The sequence below is a fragment of the Streptomyces sp. NPDC012508 genome (assembly GCF_042902595.1).
GTDB lineage: Bacteria > Actinomycetota > Actinomycetes > Streptomycetales > Streptomycetaceae > Streptomyces.
This window is the reverse complement of the sequence record NZ_JBIBEO010000005.1, coordinates 222,934-240,358: the sequence shown is the minus strand read 5'-3', so window position 1 is coordinate 240,358 and position 17,425 is coordinate 222,934. Positions and strand designations below refer to the sequence as shown.

At 71.5% G+C, this 17,425-nt stretch carries 13 protein-coding genes; 10 read left to right on the top strand and 3 right to left on the bottom strand.

The genetic code is table 11. The features are described from left to right. Window positions 1-2 precede the first annotated feature (2 nt). From ACFY8U_RS18670 to ACFY8U_RS18640, 7 genes are all read left to right on the top strand, one after another. The gene (locus ACFY8U_RS18670; protein ID WP_389571353.1) at window positions 3-2,036 is read left to right on the top strand and encodes an acetyl/propionyl/methylcrotonyl-CoA carboxylase subunit alpha; all 2,034 of its coding nucleotides are present in this window, start codon (window positions 3-5) and stop codon (window positions 2,034-2,036) included. Beyond that, complete coding sequence (locus ACFY8U_RS18665; RefSeq protein ID WP_389571351.1) at window positions 2,033-2,971, top strand: hydroxymethylglutaryl-CoA lyase; 939 nt, start codon at window positions 2,033-2,035, stop codon at window positions 2,969-2,971. The genes ACFY8U_RS18670 and ACFY8U_RS18665 overlap by 4 nt, the downstream gene beginning before the upstream one ends. Window positions 2,972-2,973: 2 nt before the next feature. After that, on the top strand, window positions 2,974-4,137 hold the full coding sequence (locus ACFY8U_RS18660; protein WP_361439712.1) for an acyl-CoA dehydrogenase family protein: 1,164 nt from the start codon (window positions 2,974-2,976) through the stop codon (window positions 4,135-4,137). Between the two features lie 487 nt (window positions 4,138-4,624). Beyond that, on the top strand, window positions 4,625-8,152 hold the full coding sequence (locus tag ACFY8U_RS18655) for a hypothetical protein (protein WP_389571348.1): 3,528 nt from the start codon (window positions 4,625-4,627) through the stop codon (window positions 8,150-8,152). Next, entirely contained in the window at window positions 8,152-8,544 is a 393-nt protein-coding gene (locus tag ACFY8U_RS18650) for a hypothetical protein (protein ID WP_389572076.1), read from the top strand. The genes ACFY8U_RS18655 and ACFY8U_RS18650 overlap by 1 nt, the downstream gene beginning before the upstream one ends. Window positions 8,545-8,880: 336 nt before the next feature. Next, window positions 8,881-9,378, top strand: coding sequence for a hypothetical protein (locus tag ACFY8U_RS18645; RefSeq protein WP_389571347.1), 498 nt, complete (start codon window positions 8,881-8,883; stop codon window positions 9,376-9,378). Window positions 9,379-9,411: 33 nt separating this feature from the next. After that, window positions 9,412-11,607, top strand: coding sequence for a trypsin-like serine protease (locus ACFY8U_RS18640; protein WP_389571344.1), 2,196 nt, complete (start codon window positions 9,412-9,414; stop codon window positions 11,605-11,607). Between the two features lie 73 nt (window positions 11,608-11,680). Here the strand turns inward: ACFY8U_RS18640 and ACFY8U_RS18635 are convergent, their stop codons facing one another. The 3 genes from ACFY8U_RS18635 to ACFY8U_RS18625 all read right to left on the bottom strand — a co-directional run bounded on the left by ACFY8U_RS18635 (window position 11,681) and on the right by ACFY8U_RS18625 (window position 14,763). After that, window positions 11,681-13,594, bottom strand: coding sequence for an SMI1/KNR4 family protein (locus tag ACFY8U_RS18635; RefSeq protein WP_389571341.1), 1,914 nt, complete (start codon window positions 13,592-13,594; stop codon window positions 11,681-11,683). Between the two features lie 82 nt (window positions 13,595-13,676). Continuing rightward, window positions 13,677-13,955, bottom strand: a complete 279-nt coding sequence (locus ACFY8U_RS18630) for a DUF397 domain-containing protein (RefSeq protein WP_389571339.1) — start codon at window positions 13,953-13,955, stop codon at window positions 13,677-13,679. Further along, window positions 13,915-14,763 (bottom strand): Scr1 family TA system antitoxin-like transcriptional regulator, encoded by an 849-nt coding sequence (locus ACFY8U_RS18625; protein WP_389571336.1) that lies wholly within the window; start codon window positions 14,761-14,763, stop codon window positions 13,915-13,917. The genes ACFY8U_RS18630 and ACFY8U_RS18625 overlap by 41 nt, the downstream gene beginning before the upstream one ends. 84 nt (window positions 14,764-14,847) lie before the next feature. Between ACFY8U_RS18625 and ACFY8U_RS18620 the strand changes: the two genes are divergently transcribed. The 3 genes from ACFY8U_RS18620 (at window position 14,848) to ACFY8U_RS18610 (ending at window position 17,354) form a co-directional block, all read left to right on the top strand. Beyond that, complete coding sequence (locus ACFY8U_RS18620; protein WP_389571334.1) at window positions 14,848-15,342, top strand: ATP-binding protein; 495 nt, start codon at window positions 14,848-14,850, stop codon at window positions 15,340-15,342. Window positions 15,343-15,451: 109 nt separating this feature from the next. Continuing rightward, window positions 15,452-16,501, top strand: a complete 1,050-nt coding sequence (locus tag ACFY8U_RS18615; protein WP_361606364.1) for an ABC transporter substrate-binding protein — start codon at window positions 15,452-15,454, stop codon at window positions 16,499-16,501. A gap of 4 nt (window positions 16,502-16,505) precedes the next feature. Next, entirely contained in the window at window positions 16,506-17,354 is an 849-nt protein-coding gene (locus ACFY8U_RS18610) for a siderophore-interacting protein (protein ID WP_389571331.1), read from the top strand. Window positions 17,355-17,425 lie beyond the last annotated feature (71 nt).

Genomic DNA, 17,425 nt, shown 5'->3' with positions numbered 1-17,425 from the left:
CCATGTTCGACACAGTGCTCGTCGCCAATCGCGGCGAGATCGCGGTCCGGGTCATCCGCACCCTGCGGGCGCTCGGCGTGCGTTCGGTGGCGGTCTACAGCGACGCGGACGCCGAGGCGCGCCACGTCCGGGAGGCGGACACGGCGGTACGGATCGGGCCGCCGGCGGCCTCGGAGTCGTACCTGTCGGTCGAGGCGCTCCTCGACGCGGCACGCCGTACGGGCGCGCAGGCGGTCCACCCGGGCTACGGCTTCCTGGCGGAGAACGCGGTGTTCGCGCAGGCGTGCGCGGACGCGGGCCTGGTCTTCATCGGCCCTCCGGCGTCCGCGATCTCCCTGATGGGCGACAAGATCCGGGCGAAGGAGACGGTGAAGGCGGCGGGCGTGCCGGTCGTCCCCGGCGCGGCGGACCCCGAACTTGAGTCGGCCGCGCGCGAGTTGGGCGCACCGGTCCTGCTGAAGCCCTCGGCGGGCGGCGGCGGCAAGGGAATGCGGCTCGTACGCGACCTGTCGACGCTGACGGACGAGATCGCGGCGGCCCGCCGTGAGGCGCGGTCGTCGTTCGGCGACGACACGCTCCTGGTGGAGCGGTGGATCGACCGGCCGCGGCACATCGAGATCCAGGTCCTGGCGGACGGGCACGGCAACGTCGTGCACCTCGGCGAGCGCGAGTGCTCGCTCCAGCGGCGCCACCAGAAGATCATCGAGGAGGCCCCGAGCGTTCTGCTGACGCCGGAGATCCGCGAGGAGATGGGCGCGGCGGCGGTCGAGGCGGCGCGTTCGTGCGGCTATGTGGGCGCGGGCACGGTCGAGTTCATCGTGCCGGGCGTGGACCCCTCCTCGTACTACTTCATGGAGATGAACACCCGCCTCCAGGTGGAGCACCCGGTGACGGAGCTGATCACCGGCATCGACCTGGTGGAATGGCAGCTGCGGGTCGCGGCGGGCGAGAAGCTGGGCTTCGGCCAGTCGGACATCCGCCTGGACGGCTGGGCGATCGAGGCCCGCATCTGCGCGGAGGACCCCTCGCGGGGCTTCCTCCCGTCGGGCGGCACGGTCCTGGCGCTGGGCGAACCGCAGGGCGACGGGGTGCGGACGGACTCGGGCCTGAGCGAGGGCACCGAGGTCGGCAGCCTGTACGACCCGATGCTGTCGAAGGTCATCGTCCACGCACCGGACCGCCCCACGGCCCTGCGCCGTCTGCGCGCGGCCCTGGCGGACACGGTCACCCTGGGCGTCCCCACGAACGCGGGCTTCCTGCGCCGCCTGCTCGCCCACGAGTCGGTGAAGACCGGCGACCTGGACACGGGGCTGGTGGAGCGGGACGCGGAGAGCCTGGTCCCGACGGGTGTCCCGGACGAGGTGTACGCGGCGGCGGCGCTGCTGACCGCGTGGGGCGCCCGCTCGGCCGGCTCCCGGGGCGAGGCCTCGGCCGGCCCGGCGGGCGCCGGCTGGGCCGACCCCTTCGACGTCCGCAGCGGCTGGCGCCTCGGCGGCACGCCCGCCTGGACCGTGCTGCACTTCCGCGTCCCCGGCCACGACCCGGTGACCGTCCGGGTGCGCGGCACGGCGTCCGGCGCCGAGCTGCTGCTCGGCGACCCGGAGGTGCCGGCCGCGGCGGTCACCGCCGCGCTCGTCGGCAACGCCCCGGCCGACGGGGAGCTCACGCTGGCTCTCGACGGGATCACCCACCGCCTCCACCTCGCCACCTCCCCCGAAGGGATCTGGCTCGGCCGCGACGGCGACTCCTGGCACGTCCTCGACCACGACCCCGTCCAGGCGGCCCTCACCGGCGCACGCCACGGCGGCGCCGACACGCTCGCCGCGCCCATGCCCGGCACCGTCACCGTCGTCAAGGTCGCGGTCGGGGACGAAGTCGAGGCCGGGCAGAGCCTGCTCGTCGTCGAGGCCATGAAGATGGAGCACGTCATCTCCGCCCCGCACGCCGGCACCGTCACCGAGCTGGACGTCACCCCCGGCTCCACCGTCGCCATGGACCAGATCCTCGCCGTGGTGACCCCCAGGGAGGAATCATGACCACGGGCCTGCCCATGCACGTGCCCGCCCCCGGGCTCCCCGCCCGGGTCCGGATCCACGAGGTCGGCCCCCGCGACGGGCTGCAGAACGAGAAGACCGTCGTCCCGACCGCCACGAAGGCCGAGTTCGTGCGGCGGCTCGCCGCCGCCGGGCTCTCCACCGTCGAGGCGACCAGCTTCGTCCACCCCAAGTGGGTGCCGCAGCTGGCGGACGCCGAGGAGCTGTTCCCGCTCCTCCAGGGCGTGCCGGCCAGGCTCCCGGTCCTCGTGCCCAACGAGCGCGGGCTCGACCGCGCCATGGCTCTCGGCGCCCGCGAGATCGCCGTCTTCGCCTCCGCCACGGAGTCCTTCGCGAAGGCCAACCTCAACCGGACCGTCGACGAGGCCCTCGCCATGTTCGAGCCCGTCGTCACCCGCGCCATAGAGCAGGGCCTCCGCATCCGCGGCTACCTCTCCATGTGCTTCGGCGACCCCTGGGAAGGCGCCGTCCCCGTCGAGCAGGTCGTCCGCGTCACCAAGGCCCTCGCCGAGATGGGCTGCGACGAGCTGAGCCTCGGCGACACCATCGGCGTCGCCACGCCCGGCCACGTCGCCCAGCTCCTCCAGAGCCTCGCCGAGGCCGGCGTGCCCACCTCCCGTCTCGCCGTGCACTTCCACGACACCTACGGGCAGGCGCTCTCCAACACCCTCGCCGCCCTCCAGCACGGCGTGACCACGGTCGACGCCTCCGCCGGCGGCCTCGGCGGCTGCCCGTACGCCAAGAGCGCCACGGGCAACCTCGCCACCGAAGACCTCGTATGGATGCTCGACGGCCTCGGCATCGAGACCGGGGTCGACCTGGCCGCCCTCACCGCCACCAGCGTGTGGATGGCCGACCAACTGGGCCGACCGAGCCCGTCCCGTACCGTTCGCGCGCTCTCCCACAAGGAGTCCTAGCCATGTCCCTCGACCACCGGCTCTCCGAAGAGCACGAGGAACTCCGCCGCACCGTGGAGGAGTTCGCGCACGACGTCGTCGCGCCGAAGATCGGCGACTACTACGAGCGCCACGAGTTCCCGTACGAGATCGTCCGCGAGATGGGCCGCATGGGCCTGTTCGGCCTGCCCTTCCCGGAGGAGTACGGCGGCATGGGCGGCGACTACCTCGCCCTCGGCATCGCGCTCGAAGAGCTCGCCCGCGTCGACTCCTCCGTCGCCATCACCCTGGAGGCAGGCGTCTCGCTCGGCGCGATGCCGGTCTACCGCTTCGGCACCGAGGAGCAGAAGCAGGAGTGGCTCCCCCGGATGTGCTCGGGCGAGATCCTGGGCGCCTTCGGCCTGACCGAGCCCGGCGCGGGCAGCGACGCCGGCGGCACCCGCACCACCGCCGTCCGCGACGGCGACGACTGGGTCATCAACGGCTCGAAGTGCTTCATCACCAACTCCGGTACGGACATCACGGGTCTGGTCACCGTCACGGCCGTCACCGGCCGCAAGCCCGACGGCCGTCCGCTGATCTCCTCGATCATCGTCCCGTCCGGCACCCCGGGCTTCACGGTCGCCGCGCCGTACTCCAAGGTCGGCTGGAACGCCTCGGACACCCGCGAGCTGTCCTTCGACGACGTCCGTGTCCCCGCCGCGAACCTGCTCGGCGAAGAGGGCCGTGGGTACGCGCAGTTCCTCCGGATCCTCGACGAGGGCCGGATCGCGATCTCGGCGCTGGCGACCGGGCTCGCGCAGGGCTGTGTCGACGAGTCCGTGAAGTACGCGAAGGAACGTCACGCCTTCGGCCGGCCGATCGGCGACAACCAGGCCATCCAGTTCAAGATCGCGGACATGGAGATGCGGGCGCACATGGCCCGCATCGGCTGGCGCGACGCGGCCTCGCGGCTGGTGCTCGGCGAGCCGTTCAAGAAGGAGGCGGCGCTGGCGAAGCTGTACTCCTCCACGGTCGCCGTCGACAACGCCCGTGAGGCCACCCAGATCCACGGCGGCTACGGCTTCATGAACGAGTACCCGGTGGCCCGGATGTGGCGCGACTCCAAGATCCTGGAGATCGGCGAGGGCACGAGCGAGGTCCAGCGGATGCTGATCGCCCGTGAGTTGGGCCTGGTCTCCGCCTGAGCCGTTCCGCCCCAGGCACCGACGCCCGTCGAGCGCCCGTCGCCCCCACCGGGGGCGGCGGGCGCTCGCCGGTTTCCGGCTCCGCCCCTTCGTCGCGAATCACGGCATTACGAAGGCTCCTTGGTGTTGCGACGTAAATCGGCGAATTAGCCGTACAAAAGGCCGGATTCATGACTTCGGGTCGCGCCGGAACCGATTCTTTATCGAGATCACTACAACCTTTTCCGCGAGTGACGCACATCACGACGGCCACCCGGGGGTTCCCCAGCTTCTGCCCCATTTCTGAATTGGACGCGCCCGCCGAGCCCCGATTGCATAAGGAACTTGGACCGCAGGGGCGAGCCGCTAGGACCGGCCCTCCGCCGCGGAGTGCTTCCTGAGCCTGGAGTCCGACTCGGTGTACCGGGTGCGGACGACCGACCACGACAGTCCGTCGAAGGCCGGAAGCACGTCCTGGTCGGGATCAGCGCAGGAGAAGGGGATCGTGATGGCACAGCGCTCACGACAGTTCAGCAGACGTCAGATACTCGCCGCTTTCGCCGGGGTGGCAGCCGGTTGTGCGCTGCCGGAATGCACCGTCCTCACGCGTCCCGCGTACGCGGCGACCGGGTCCGGAACCGACTCGGTGCCCGAGGGGTCCGGTCTTCCGGACACCGACCGCGGCAAGGTGGTCTGGGCGTACCGGACGGGCGGCCGTGCCGTCCGTACCGCCGCCGCCGCGGCCCTGGCGGGCAGTGCGGCCGACGTGAGGACCTTCCTCGACGAGAAGCTGGCCTCGGCCCGGGCCGAGGACAACCGGTTCACGCTCACGCAGTCCCTGGTCATGGCGGGCAGGGCGACGCGCGAGAGCATCGGCGTGGCGCTGTCCGGCGGGACGGCGGCGGTCGAGACCTTCCTCAAGGACGGTTTCCGGACGGCGGTGCGCGAGGACCTCGAGGTGGCCGTGACCACGGTCATGGCCCACGGTGGCCGTGCCGTGAAGCGTGAGGCGTCCGTCGCTCTGGAGGCCGATTCGGACTTCGCGCTGCGCGCCTTCCTCAGCGGTGGACAGTTCACCGCGCACGAGGAGGACGAGCGTGTGCAGGTGACCTCCATCCTCGTGACGGCGTCGCCGCAGGTGCGGGAGTACGCCTCGCGGGCCCTGGACGACGGATCGCCGAGGGCGATCCGGTGGTTCCTGGAGACGGGCCAGTACATCGCCCGGGCGCGGGACGAGGAGACGGCGACGATCCAGCAGCTGGTCAAGGTCGTGGAGGCGGAGGGCCGCCGCGCCGGCCGGAAGACCGACGAGGCCGTCGAGCTGTCCCAGCAGGCGATCAAGGCCTCCGAGAAGGCGAAGGAGGCGGCGCTGGAGGCCAAGGCCGAGGCCGAGGCCGCCGAACAGGACGTCCAGCGCTCGGCCAGGGCGGCGAACAAGGCCGCGCAGGCGGCCAAGGGCGCTGCCGCCGCCGCGGCGACCGCGGTGTCGGCCTCGCGGACGGCGCAGGCCGCCGCGCAGCGTTCGGTGGCGGCCGCGCAGGCCGCCGCTTCGGCCGCGGCGGCGGCAGGACGCGCCGCGGCCCGTGCGTACCGTGCCGCGATCGGCGCCTCCAAGGACGCGGCGATGGCGGACGCGGCCCGCGCGGCGGCGACGGCCGCCACGGCGATGGTCAAGCTCGTCCGCACCGTGGCCCTGAAGGCCGACCTCGCGGCCATGTCCGCCGACGCGGCCGATGCCGCGGGCGCGGCCGCCGCCAGCTCGGCCCTCAACGCGGCCGCCGCCGCGCGGGCCTCGGCCGACGCGGCCGTGGCCTCCGGCGCCGCACACTCCGAGGCCGCCGCCGCGCAGCGGGAGGCCGCAGTGGCCGAGGCCGCCGCGGCCAGGGCGACGCAGGCCGCGGGCAGGTCGCGGACCCTGGCCGGGCAGGCGGCCACCGCCGCCCGCGCCTCGCGCGACGCGGCCAACAGCGCCGCCGACCACGCCGAGAAGGCGGCCGCGGCCGCTGTGGAGGCGGCGAACTTCGCCGGCCAGGCGGTCGACTACGCCAACCGCTCGACGACCGCCGCCAACGCGGCCGTCGAGGCGGCGAACAAGGCCGCCGACGCCGTCGACAAGGCACGTGCCGTCGAGCAGACGGCGCGTCAGGCCGAGCTCGCCAGGCTGGTCGAGGAGACCGAGGAGGCGATCGAGCGGGCGCGGCTCGAGGCGAGCGCCGAGACGGACCAGCTCGAACGGTTCAACCGGGAGCGGACGCAGGAAGCGCGCCTGTCCGCGGAGCTGCTCGCGCTCATCGGCTCCGCCGAGTCGGCGCTGGCGGGCGGCAGGACCGCGGAGGCGGTGGCGACCGGGCGTAAGGCGGCGGTCCAGCTCATCGAGCGTTCGGGCACGTGGACCCGGGAGGCCGCGGAGTTCGCGCTGGCCGGATCGGACGAGGACGTCGTCCACTGGATCGACGCCGACCGCGTCCTCGCGCTGCGCCAGGACAACGTCGAGAACGTCGCGGCGACGGCGGCGATCTCGACGCAGGACGTGGCCACGGCGGCCGTGGCGGCGCTGAGGACCGAGGACCCCGCGAAGGTGAAGACCTTCCTCGAGAGCGGGGCGGTCCAGGCGGCCAGGGAGGACAACCGGGTCGAGGTGACCACGCTCCTGGCCGACGCCACCACCGGTCCCGCGGTACGGCGTGCGGCCGAGGCCGCGCTGGAGAACGGCACCGCCGAGGCCCTGCACTCCTTCCTGCACATCGAGCGTTACGCGGCCGTCCGCGAGGACGACCGTGTGAAGGCCACCACCCTCCTGGCGAACGGAGGCCCCTACGTCAGGGCGGCCGCCCAGATCGCGCTCGAGGGCACCACGCACATGCTGCGCCAGTTCATCGGCACCACGCAGCACGAGTTCGCGCGGCTCGACCACGACCACGCCACGCACATCAGCGCGATCCGTGCGGCGATCGCGGGCGCGGCCAAGGTCGCCCAGGAAGCGCAGGAGGACGCGGCACGGGCCTCCGAGGCGGCGGCCCTCGCACGCGACGCCGCCGACAAGGCGATCGAGTGGTCCAACGCCGCCAAGGGTTACGCGGCCGACGCCAAGCTGTCCGCCGATGAGGCACGCGCGAACGCCTCGGCTGCCGAAGACTCCGCGGCCGACGCCGCGCGGTCCGCCGAGACCGCACGTCAGGCCGCCGCGGCGGCGCGCAACGCGAGCCGCGTGGCGCGCAACGCGGCGACACGGGCCGTGCAGTCCGCCGGTGTCGCCGCGAACTACGCCGCGCAGGCCGCGTCCTCGTCGGCGGCTGCCCGCAAGGCATCGCTCGAGGCCGGAAAGGACGCCACCGCCGCCGCGCAGGCCGCGTTCGAGGCCAAGGTTCTCGTCATCCAGGCCGCGATACGCGAGGCGATCCAGAACGCGCAGAACAATGCGACCGTTCCCATCAACCCCGAGAAGAACGGCCTTCCGGAGGGTGCCGAGAGCTGCCTGACGCCGTTCGGTGACCCGATCGAGTCCGGCAACAGCACCAACCCGTGGGAGCTCGGCTGGAGTTGGCTGACCGGTAAGGGGCCCACGTCGCAGTGCTTCGGTCCGGGCGACGAGTTCACCAGCCTCTACCGTGACCACAACTTCACGAAGGAGGTCATCGCCTTCTTCGCTTCCCGCACGCAGGGCGGGAACTACGAGCTGGGTCACACGTACATGTACGACTACACGCTCAGCGGCTTCGACGGTGCCGGGAAGTACCTCCAGGACTACGGGACGCTCTCCACGGCCGGGCTCACCGGAAACCTGGCGTACACGTTCCTCGGCTCGCACCAGGTCCGCATGACGCCCATCCGCCAGAACGCCAACGGCTCCGTCGTCTGGCGCTACACCGCGTACAACGAATCGGACATCGAGTCCGCGACGCACCCTCCCGTCATCGGGTACACGGACTGGTGGAGCGACACCGTCGGCGCGTTCGTCGACAAGGTCGTCGGCGACTCCGGGCCGTTGTCGCCCAAGACGCAGGTCATCGAGTTCGACGTGACGCTCGGGCCGTGATGCGCGGGAAGACGAGAGGACGCGGGCTCGGCGCCGTCCTGGCCGCTTCCGCGGTACTGATCTCGGGGTGCATGGGTTCCGTGGACCCCGCCGGGCTGCCCGGCGTGTACCGCGACGACGCGACGGGCGGCGAGCTCCAGCTGGAGTCCGACGGGAGGTTCTCCGCCACCGGTGTGTCGACGGACGGGTCTTCCGACCCGGCCGACTTCAGCGGCCGTTGGGAGTTCCGCGACAGCCAGGCCGGCGACTTCATCTACCTGACGGTCGACGACGGTGGACTCGGCAGGACGTCCGGCGTCCAGCTCTACCCGAGCGGAGGGGAGGCGGTGGAGTTCCGTCCCGATCCGGACGGAAAGCCGTCCCTGAAGCTCACCAGAACGCCCGCACCGTAGATCCCGCGGTGCCAGGCACGACGCCCGACGGCGGCGGCCGGGTCACGGAACATCCGTTCCGTGACCCGGCCGCCGCCTTTTTCGGCCCCAATTGCCCGACACCGTCCGCCGATCGGCACTCCGGGTGAGGAGATACCGATTCTTTACACGGATCACTACAACCAAATGCGCGAGTGATGCACATCACGAAGGCCACCCGGGGGTTGCCCAGCTTCTGCCCCATTTCTGAATTGGACGCACCCGCCGAGCCCCGATTGCATAAGGAGCTTGAACCGCAGGGGACGGTAGGGAATTCCTCCTGCCGACTCCTGACGACTGTCGACTTCTAGGACTGTGATGAAGCCACGCAGCACATTGGCGCGCATTCTGGGCACAGCGACCGCCGCCGGTGCCCTTGCATGGGCCGTATTGTCCGGGGGCCAGCCCTCCGAGGCCACCGTCGGACCTGTCGCCGACGCGGCGCCCGGATATGCCGTCGAGGACTACAACTACCCGAAGGCCGACCAGATTCTGGCCGAACAGGGCATTCTCCTCAAGCGCGGCGACGGCCACATCGTGCTCGCCGACTGCGCGAGCGAGTCGAACCTGCTGAGGTTCCTGGCCCGCGACCGCGCGGACGTGTGCTTCAAGGTCACCGCCGACGAGGGCTTCCTGACGCTGCAACTCCCGTCGGTGCACGGGGTGAAGACCGACGACTCCGGCAACACCCACCTCGAGATGACGGCCGAGGACGACCGCGTCGAGTACGACATCCCCGCGGAGACCTGGGAGGGCGTCGGCGAGTCCGTCGACGGCCGGGAGCACGTCCTGGTCGAGATCCGCACCTCCAAGTAGCCGCGCCGCCTTGTGATTGAGGTAACCACCCCCATGCATTCCCCCAGACGTCTCCGCCCGGCCGCGCTCGGCGCGGTCCTGGCCGCCGGGTCGCTCGCGCTGTGCGCGGTGCCCGCGTCCGCAGTCACCGGCACTCCGGTCGCCGACTCGGACACCACCTACGCCTACACGGCCAAGGTCGTCGTCGGTGCGCACGACCGCGGCTGCTCCGCCGTTCTCGTGGACACCGAGTGGCTGCTGACCGCCGCCAGTTGCTTCGCCGACAACCCGGCCGTCTCGCTCGCGGTCCCGGCCGGCGCCCCGCAGAAGACGACCACCGCCGTGATCGGCCGCGCCGACCTGGGCGGGACCCAGGGTGCCGAGCGCCGGATCGTCGAGCTCGTGCCGCGCACCGACCGCGATGTGGTCCTCGCCCGGTTGAACCGGCCCGTCACCAACGTGACGCCCATCGCCCTCGCGAGCGCCGCGCCCGCGGTCGGCGCGGAGCTGGCCTTCGCCGGTTACGGCCGTACGAAGACCGAGTGGGCGCCGCAGAAGCTGCACACCGGCACGTACACCGTCGACTCGGCCGCCGCCACGTCGGCGAGCGTGACCGGCAAGGACTCGGCCGCGTGCATGGGTGACTCGGGCGGCCCGGTGGTCGGCGCCGGCAAGCTCGTGGGCCTCAGCTCCCAGTCCGCGCAGGGCGGGTGCCACGGCACCGACGCGACGCAGACCAGCACCGCGGGCGTCATCGCGCGCGTGGACGACCTCGCCTCGTGGGTGAGCTCCAAGGTGGGCGCCACCCGCATCACCGACTTCAACGGCGACGGCGTCGAGGACATCGCGATCGCCGACCCGGCGGGCACCGTCGGCGGCAAGACCAACGCCGGTCTCGTGCGGATCTCCTACGGCGGCGGCAAGGGCATCGCCGAGATCAACCAGGACCTCGCCTGGGTCACCGGCGACGCCGAGCAGGGCGACTCGTTCGGCGACGCGATCGACACCGTCGACTACAACGAGGACGGCTACACCGACCTCGTCGTCGGCACCACCCTGGAGGACGTCGGCACCGTCGCCGACGCGGGCTTCGTCGACGTGCTCTACGGCGCTCCCGGCGGCCTGGGCACCGGCACGCTGAAGGACACCCACTTCGAGCAGGGCGCGGGCGCCGGTGCGATCAAGGCGGCGGCCAACGAGACGGGCGACCGGATGGGCGACTCGCTCGCCGCCGGCACCACCGCCGCGGGCGAGCCGTACATCGTGATCGGCGTTCCCGGCGAGGCGCTCGGCACCATCGCCAAGGCCGGCGGTGCCTTCTACCTGCGCGGCGGCGTCAACATCGCGATCCACCAGGACAAGGCGGACGTGCCCGGTGCCGCCGAGGCGAACGACGGCTTCGGTACCTCGGTCGCGGCCGACGCCAACCACATCGCCATCGGCGCGCCCAACGAGAACATCGGCGGCGACAACGCCGCGGGCAACCTGGCGGTCTTCAGCCACACGCTGCACACCGACGGCCACCCCAAGCCGCTGTTCGGCCTGGACCAGGATCTCGAGAACGTCTCCGGCGGCGCCGAGGCGAACGACGACTTCGGCTGGTCGCTCAGCCTGACCGAGTACCGGCCCTCGGGTGCCGCCGCTGCCACCGACTCGATCCTGGCGATCGGTTCGCCCGGCGAGGCCGTGGTCGTGGGCACCGAGAACCGCACCGACGCCGGCCGTGTCGTCGTCGGCAGGGTCACCGCCGCGGGCGCCTGGAGCGAGCTGCGCGAGCTCAAGCAGGGCACGGACGTCGATGACGTCTCCGGCACGTCGGAGATCGGCGACCGGATGGGCGAGACCCTCACCGCCGTCAACACCGTGCCCCGCGCGGTCGGCACCACCGCGACCATGCGGCTCGCGGTCGGTACCCCGGGTGAGGCCATCGGCACCACCGCCAACGCCGGTGCCGTCCACACCTTCTCGCTCGTCGCGGCGGCCGGCGCCAACGACCGCTGGCTCGAGGCCGGCGACGGCGACGGCATCCCCGGCACCCCGGGCGCCAACCAGTACCTGGGCCGCAACATGCACTACACCGGCACCAAGCTCTACGTCGGCATGCCGTACGGCCCCGGACTCGGCGCCCTGTACGCCCTGCCGATGTCCAACACGGTCAACGGCGGCACGGTCGCCGCGGTGACCGCGTACAAGCCCGGCACCGGCGGCTTCCCCTCCGTGGGCACCCGCTTCGGCGCCCAGGCGCGCTGACCCTCGCGGGTAGGCGGCAGCAAGAGCCCCCCAAGGCCTCAGGGCCTTGGGGGGCTCTTTGCGACGGCGGGGCTCAGGGCAGGCGCACGACGGTCCCGTAGGCGAACCCCTCGCCCTCCCGTGGCGCCCGGGTCCATGACCGGGTGGTGAACGTGGGCAGCTTGCCCTGATGCAGCGCGAAACGGGGAAGTGAGAGACCGAGTTCGGTGGAGAGGGCCTCCAGCACACGCAGTTCGCGGTCCGCAGCCGAGTCCTCCGGGCGGAAGAGGCGGGTGGGGTCCACGCTCTCGGGTATCGCGCCGGACCGGTGGACCTCCGTACCCCGCACGGTGAAGGCGTAGAGCTCCTCGCCCCGTTCGGCCACCGACATGTGGAAGGCGGGCGGGTGGTCGTCCGGGGACGAGCGGCCCGGCTCACGCCACACCACCACCGCGCGACCGGACGACGAAGCGGGGGGAGCCGGTGATCGGAACAGGTCGCTCAGATGCCGGTGCGAGTAACCGTCATAGGCGAAGGCCCACCCCTCGGCCGTGCGGCCGGCGGCGACCACGGCCCGGTCCTCCCAGAGTTCCACGCCCTCCCGCTCATGGGGGGCGGGCGCCTGCCGGGAAGCCTGGCGCGGATCCGTGGGCGCGCTCAGTTCGGCGCCTTCCTCGCCGATCAGGGCGGGCAGGTGAGCGGGGTCGATCCCCTCGATCCACACACAGCGGTATCCATTGCGCGGCCGCCAGTTCGTCGCGGGCTCCGTCAGCCACGCGAGGCCCGGCGGATCGAGATCCGGCGTCGGTTCGGGGACCGGGCCGCTCTCTCCCGCCCTCGGGGTCGCGAGGATCTCCCGCCCCCGCTCCGGGGTGACGAGCGGTCCCAGGACCGGATCGGCGAGGAGGCCGATCGGGGCGATCAGCGACGGCCCGGGGGCCTCCCACAGCGGGAGCGCCTTCCTCAGCACTCGCCACGCGGCGTCGGTCGCCCCCCAGCGGGCGGCCTCCCGGGCCTCGGCCACGGCTCGGCCCCATGGACCGGGAGGCGCGTACCGGTGGCTGCCGTCCCGCATCGCACCCAGTACGGACTCGGCGACCTCCCGGTCGACCCCGCGGGCTGCCATCATCCCGAGCCAGTGGTCGTCCCCGCCCAGGCGCCATTCACCCCGTGCCGGTGTCATGGCGTGCAGGGCAAGGAGCTCCGGCAGATAGCGCGGGTCGGCCACCAGAAGGCCGTAGTCCGGGGATCCGCTCGGAGCGAGCAGATGCCGGAGCTGGTTCAGCAGGACGTGGCTCCGAGGCCGCCCGAAAGAAGACGCCTCCTCGAGCAGCGGCAGTGCCTTCTCGTACTGTCCACGCAGGGCCAGCAGACGGGCCTCCACCACACAGGCGTCCTGCGCGCGCGTGGTCGCGTTGACGAAGTCGGGTCTGTCCACCCGGTCGGCGTGGAAGCCGCGGTACTTGGCCTGCATGTACGCGCGGAACGACGGGTAGCGCTGCGGGAACTCACCGCTCCAGCCCCTGTAGACGTAGAGCGCCCACTCACCGTCCTGATCGGTGTCGCCGGGGTCGAGCAGGGCGTGCGACATGTCGGAGTCCGTCTCCAGCCGCAGCGCCCGTCGCCACATGCCGGCCAGCAGGACGTCCTCCTCGCGCGGGTCGTTCCCCAGACTCTCCTCGTACATCGGCGTCATGTCGAACGGATCCCCGAACCAGTCGATGTCCGCCACGCCGCCGAGCTGATAGACCCCGGCCGGCTCATCCACATGCCAGCCGTCACTGACGGCCAGGAACTCCCGGTACGAGGGCGGCAGCCGCCGCCCCAGCCGTTCCTCGGCCGCAGCGATCGCCGCCTCTTCCGCGGCGGGCCTGGCCGGGGAGCCGAAGCCCGTCCCGCCGTGCTCGTCCTCGTCCTCGTCGTCGCCCTCGTCGGCGTCCGCGCGCGGAACCCACTCCTGCTGCCAGCGCCCCAGAAACTCTTGCCAGTTGAAAGACCCACCACTCATGCCCGCATGGTGGCACCCGGCACTGACACCGGCAGGCCGCGCTCCGAGCGTCCGCCGGACGAAGGCGGCCGAACCAGGAGGGTTACCCGAGGAGGCCCTCGGCCGTGGCGGTCACGAACGCGGAGAACGCGGCGGGGCTCGCCAGGAAGGCGGGGCCCTCAGGATTCTTGGAGTCCCGGACGGCTACGTGGGCGGTGAGATCGGCGACCTCGACGCACTCGCCGCCGGTGTCGCCGCTGTAGGAGGACTTGCGCCACGAGGCCGTGCCCTGTGGCGCGCACTCGACACAGTCCCCGCCGGTGTTGCCGCTGTAGCTGGACTTACGCCACTGCGCGCGGGTCAGGCCCTGAGTGGTCCCCATAATGTTCCTCCATCACGCGCGTGATCAGTTCCGCTGAATCCTCCACGGAGAGGGCGGACGCCTGCAAGTGAGCGTAACGAAGAGCGGCTTCCCTGACCGTCTCGGGATTGGCGGTCATGTGGCCAGCGATGAGGTCCTCCGTGTAGACGATGTCCGGATCACTCTCGAACCGTAGCGAGTTGAAGGCGCCGATCAGGCTGGCATGCTCCCCCGCGGCGAAGGGCAGCACCTGGATCCGCACCCAACGGTTGGCTCGGAAACCCAACAAGTACGCGAGTTGGTTTCGCATGACCCCGGGACCACCGATCGGCCGATGCAACGCCGCCTCGTCAAGGATGACCCAGGCCATCGGCGGATGCTCCCTGCTCAGGATGCGCTGACGCTCCATCCGAGCTGCCACCAACCCTTCGAGGTCATCAGGCAAACCGGTGGCCAAGACCGCCCGCGCGTACTCCTCCGTCTGCAACAACCCGTAGACCAGCTGCGCCTGGTACGTCGAGATGTAAGCCGCCCGCGCCTCCATCTCCGCGTACTGCTGGAACCACGTAGGCAGCTGGCTCTTCAGCACCAGCCCCACCAGCCGCGAGAACAGCCCGCCCGTCATCAGCGCCGCGTCCAGCCGTTCCGAGAACTCGCGCGTGGGGACCTTCTTCGCCGTCTCTATCTGGCCGATCAGCGACGCCGTGCAGTAGACGATGTCGCCCAACTGCTGCTGGTTCAGCCCCGCCTCCTCCCGCAACCGCCGGAGCTCCGCTCCGTAATAGTCCAGCGGCGAGGCACTCGGATCCAGGCTGCGGATGTTGACCACGACGAGGTCACCCCCAAGCTCACGCATCACTGCGTTCGTTTCGGTTCGTAGCCGAGCGTAATCACCCCACCCCACCCTGGTGGCATGAATCACGCAACTGACCTCTATCCGGCTGAACTTCGCGACAGCTACCGCATGGGCTTCACCGTCGGTGAGCACTCCGCCGGCCACATGCGCCGCATCCTGCGCATGTTCCTCGGCCGTTGGGCGCTCGGTCACCTCGCCGACGCCGCCGAGCTCGCGCTCACCGAGCTGGTCGCCAACGTCGTACGGCATGTTCCCGGGCAGCGCTGCACGGTGCTGATCCTGCGGGAGCCGCACGGTCTCCGGGTGGAGGTCGCCGACGCGGTCTCGGGACCGCCGCTTCACGCCACGGCGGCCGAGCCGCTCGCGGAGGGCGGGCGCGGGCTCACGCTCGTCGAGGCCGTGACCGATCGCTGGGGCGTGGAACCGACCGCCGACGGCAAGACGGTGTGGTTCGAGTGCGACTCACGACATCCCCAGGACCTGGGCCTGGGCCTGGACCTGGCCCCGGATCCGGTCCAGGACCCGAACCCCCCTCATGCCTCTGGCATGTGACGCAGGCCCCATGCCCCACCCCTCCAGATCAACATGAGGTTAGGCTAACCTACCTTCGACTTAGCCAGGCCGAACGCCGTCCCCGGCACGTACCGAAAGCGACTTCGCCATGCCCAGCAACGCCCGAGCCACCTCCCTCACTCGTCGCGGACTGCTCGCCGCAGGCGGCGCCCTCGGGCTCGGCGCCGCGCTCGCCGCCTGCGGTACCGAGACCAAGGGCGGCAGCGACGCCGCCGGTTCCGCGGAGAAGGCCGGGCCGTGGAAGTTCACCGACGACCGCGGTACGGCCGTCGAGGCGAAGTCCACCCCGAAGAACATCGTCGCCTTCACCGGAATGGCCGCCGCCCTCAAGGACTTCGGCATCGAGGTCAAGGGCGTCTTCGGCCCGACCACGGTCAAGGACCCGAAGACGGGCGAGGAGACGCCGGACGTCCAGGCCGGGGACCTCGACGTCAAGAAGGTCAAGATCATCGGCAACGTCTGGGGCGAGTTCAAGATCGAGGAGTACCTCAAGCTCAACCCGGACCTTCTCATCACCGACATGTGGGAGAAGAACGACCTCTGGTACGTCCCGGCCGAGCAGAAGGACAAGATCCTCAAGGTCGCCCCGAGTGTCGCCCTGTGGGCCGCCGACAAGTCGATGCCGGCCGTCCTCCAGCGCCACGCCGACCTCGCCGCCTCCCTCGGCGCCGATGTGAAGACCAAGCAGATCCTGGCCGACAAGGCCCGCTTCGAGGCGGCCGCCGAGCGCGTCCGCCAGGCCGCCAAGGGCAAGAAGGACATCAAGGTCCTGATCGGCTCCGGCTCCCCCGACCTGTTCTACGTCTCCACCCCGGTCCGGCCGACCGACACGCTGTACTTCCAGGAGCTGGGCGTCAACATCATCACGCCCGACAAGCTGGACCAGGGCGGCTGGTTCGAGGGTCTGAGCTGGGAGAACGTCGACAAGTACAAGGCCGACGTCATCCTGCTCGACAACCGCACCTCGGCCCTGCAGCCGGAGGCCCTCAAGGCCAAGCCGACCTGGGCCGCGCTGCCCGCCGTCAAGGCCGGCCAGGTCTTCCCGCGCGTGACCGAGCCGATCTACTCGTACGCCAAGTGCGCCCCGCTCATGGAGGACCTGGCGAAGGCCCTGGAGAACGCGAAGAAGGTGGCCTGACCCCATGACGAGCGCCGAGACCGCCCCGTTCCAGTTCTTCAGCCTTCAGGTCGACCGGACGAGGCGGCTCGGCCCGTCCCTGGTCCGCGTCACCTTCACCGGAGAGGACCTGAAGTCGTTCGCCTCCGGCGGGCGCGACCAGTCGCTCTCCCTCTTCCTGCCGCACCCCGGCCAGGAGGCCCCCGTCCTGCCGCCGCTGGACAACCCCGACATGTACGCGATCCTCGGGGCCTGGCGCGCGATGCCGGACGACGAGCGGGCCGTGATGCGCTCGTACACGGTCCGCGAGCAGCGCACGGAGCCCGAAGGACCGGGCGAGGTCGACATCGACTTCGCCCTGCATGAGGATGGCGGCCCCGCCTGCCGCTGGGCGCAGCAGGCCAGGCCCGGTGACCGGGTCGTCGTGCTCGGCCCGGCGACGGCCGCCAACACCGCCGTCCGCTTCCAGCTCCCGGACGACGCCGACTCCGTCCTCATCTGGGCGGACGAGACGGCCCTGCCGGCCGCCGCGGCGATCCTGGAGTGGCTGCCGGCCGAGACCCGTGCCCACGTCTATCTCGAAGTCCCCTTCTCCGGCGACCGCATGGAGCTGGCGACCGAGGCCGACGCCACCGTCACCTGGCTGGTCCGTGAGGAGGGTGCGCCGTCCGCCGTGGACGCGGTGCGCGCCGCCGAGCTGCCGGGCGAGGCGCCGTACGTCTGGATCGCGGGCGAGTCCGGTTCGGTGAAGGAGCTGCGCCGTCATTTCGTGCGCGATCGCGAACTCGACCGCCGTCGGGTCACGTTCGTCGGTTACTGGCGCAAGGGGCTGTCCGAGGACGCCCTGCGTGAGACGCCCGAGGACGAATCGTGATCTAAGGGCGGCAACTCCCACTTCCCTGAGAGGCGAGGGGCGTTGCGATGCAAAGTTAGGTTAGGCTAACC

Excerpts from the sequence above, each read along its gene's own strand:
- ACFY8U_RS18620 (WP_389571334.1), top strand. The coding sequence starts at position 14,848 with ATGAATCACGCAACTGACCTCTATCCGGCTGAACTTCGCGACAGCTAC.
- ACFY8U_RS18655 (WP_389571348.1), top strand. The coding sequence starts at position 4,625 with ATGGCACAGCGCTCACGACAGTTCAGCAGACGTCAGATACTCGCCGCT.
- ACFY8U_RS18645 (WP_389571347.1), top strand. The coding sequence starts at position 8,881 with ATGAAGCCACGCAGCACATTGGCGCGCATTCTGGGCACAGCGACCGCC.
- ACFY8U_RS18640 (WP_389571344.1), top strand. The coding sequence starts at position 9,412 with ATGCATTCCCCCAGACGTCTCCGCCCGGCCGCGCTCGGCGCGGTCCTG.
- ACFY8U_RS18650 (WP_389572076.1), top strand. The coding sequence starts at position 8,152 with ATGCGCGGGAAGACGAGAGGACGCGGGCTCGGCGCCGTCCTGGCCGCT.
- ACFY8U_RS18630 (WP_389571339.1), bottom strand. The coding sequence starts at position 13,955 with ATGGGGACCACTCAGGGCCTGACCCGCGCGCAGTGGCGTAAGTCCAGC.
- ACFY8U_RS18635 (WP_389571341.1), bottom strand. The coding sequence starts at position 13,594 with ATGAGTGGTGGGTCTTTCAACTGGCAAGAGTTTCTGGGGCGCTGGCAG.
- ACFY8U_RS18660 (WP_361439712.1), top strand. The coding sequence starts at position 2,974 with ATGTCCCTCGACCACCGGCTCTCCGAAGAGCACGAGGAACTCCGCCGC.
- ACFY8U_RS18670 (WP_389571353.1), top strand. The coding sequence starts at position 3 with ATGTTCGACACAGTGCTCGTCGCCAATCGCGGCGAGATCGCGGTCCGG.
- ACFY8U_RS18610 (WP_389571331.1), top strand. The coding sequence starts at position 16,506 with ATGACGAGCGCCGAGACCGCCCCGTTCCAGTTCTTCAGCCTTCAGGTC.
- ACFY8U_RS18665 (WP_389571351.1), top strand. The coding sequence starts at position 2,033 with ATGACCACGGGCCTGCCCATGCACGTGCCCGCCCCCGGGCTCCCCGCC.
- ACFY8U_RS18615 (WP_361606364.1), top strand. The coding sequence starts at position 15,452 with ATGCCCAGCAACGCCCGAGCCACCTCCCTCACTCGTCGCGGACTGCTC.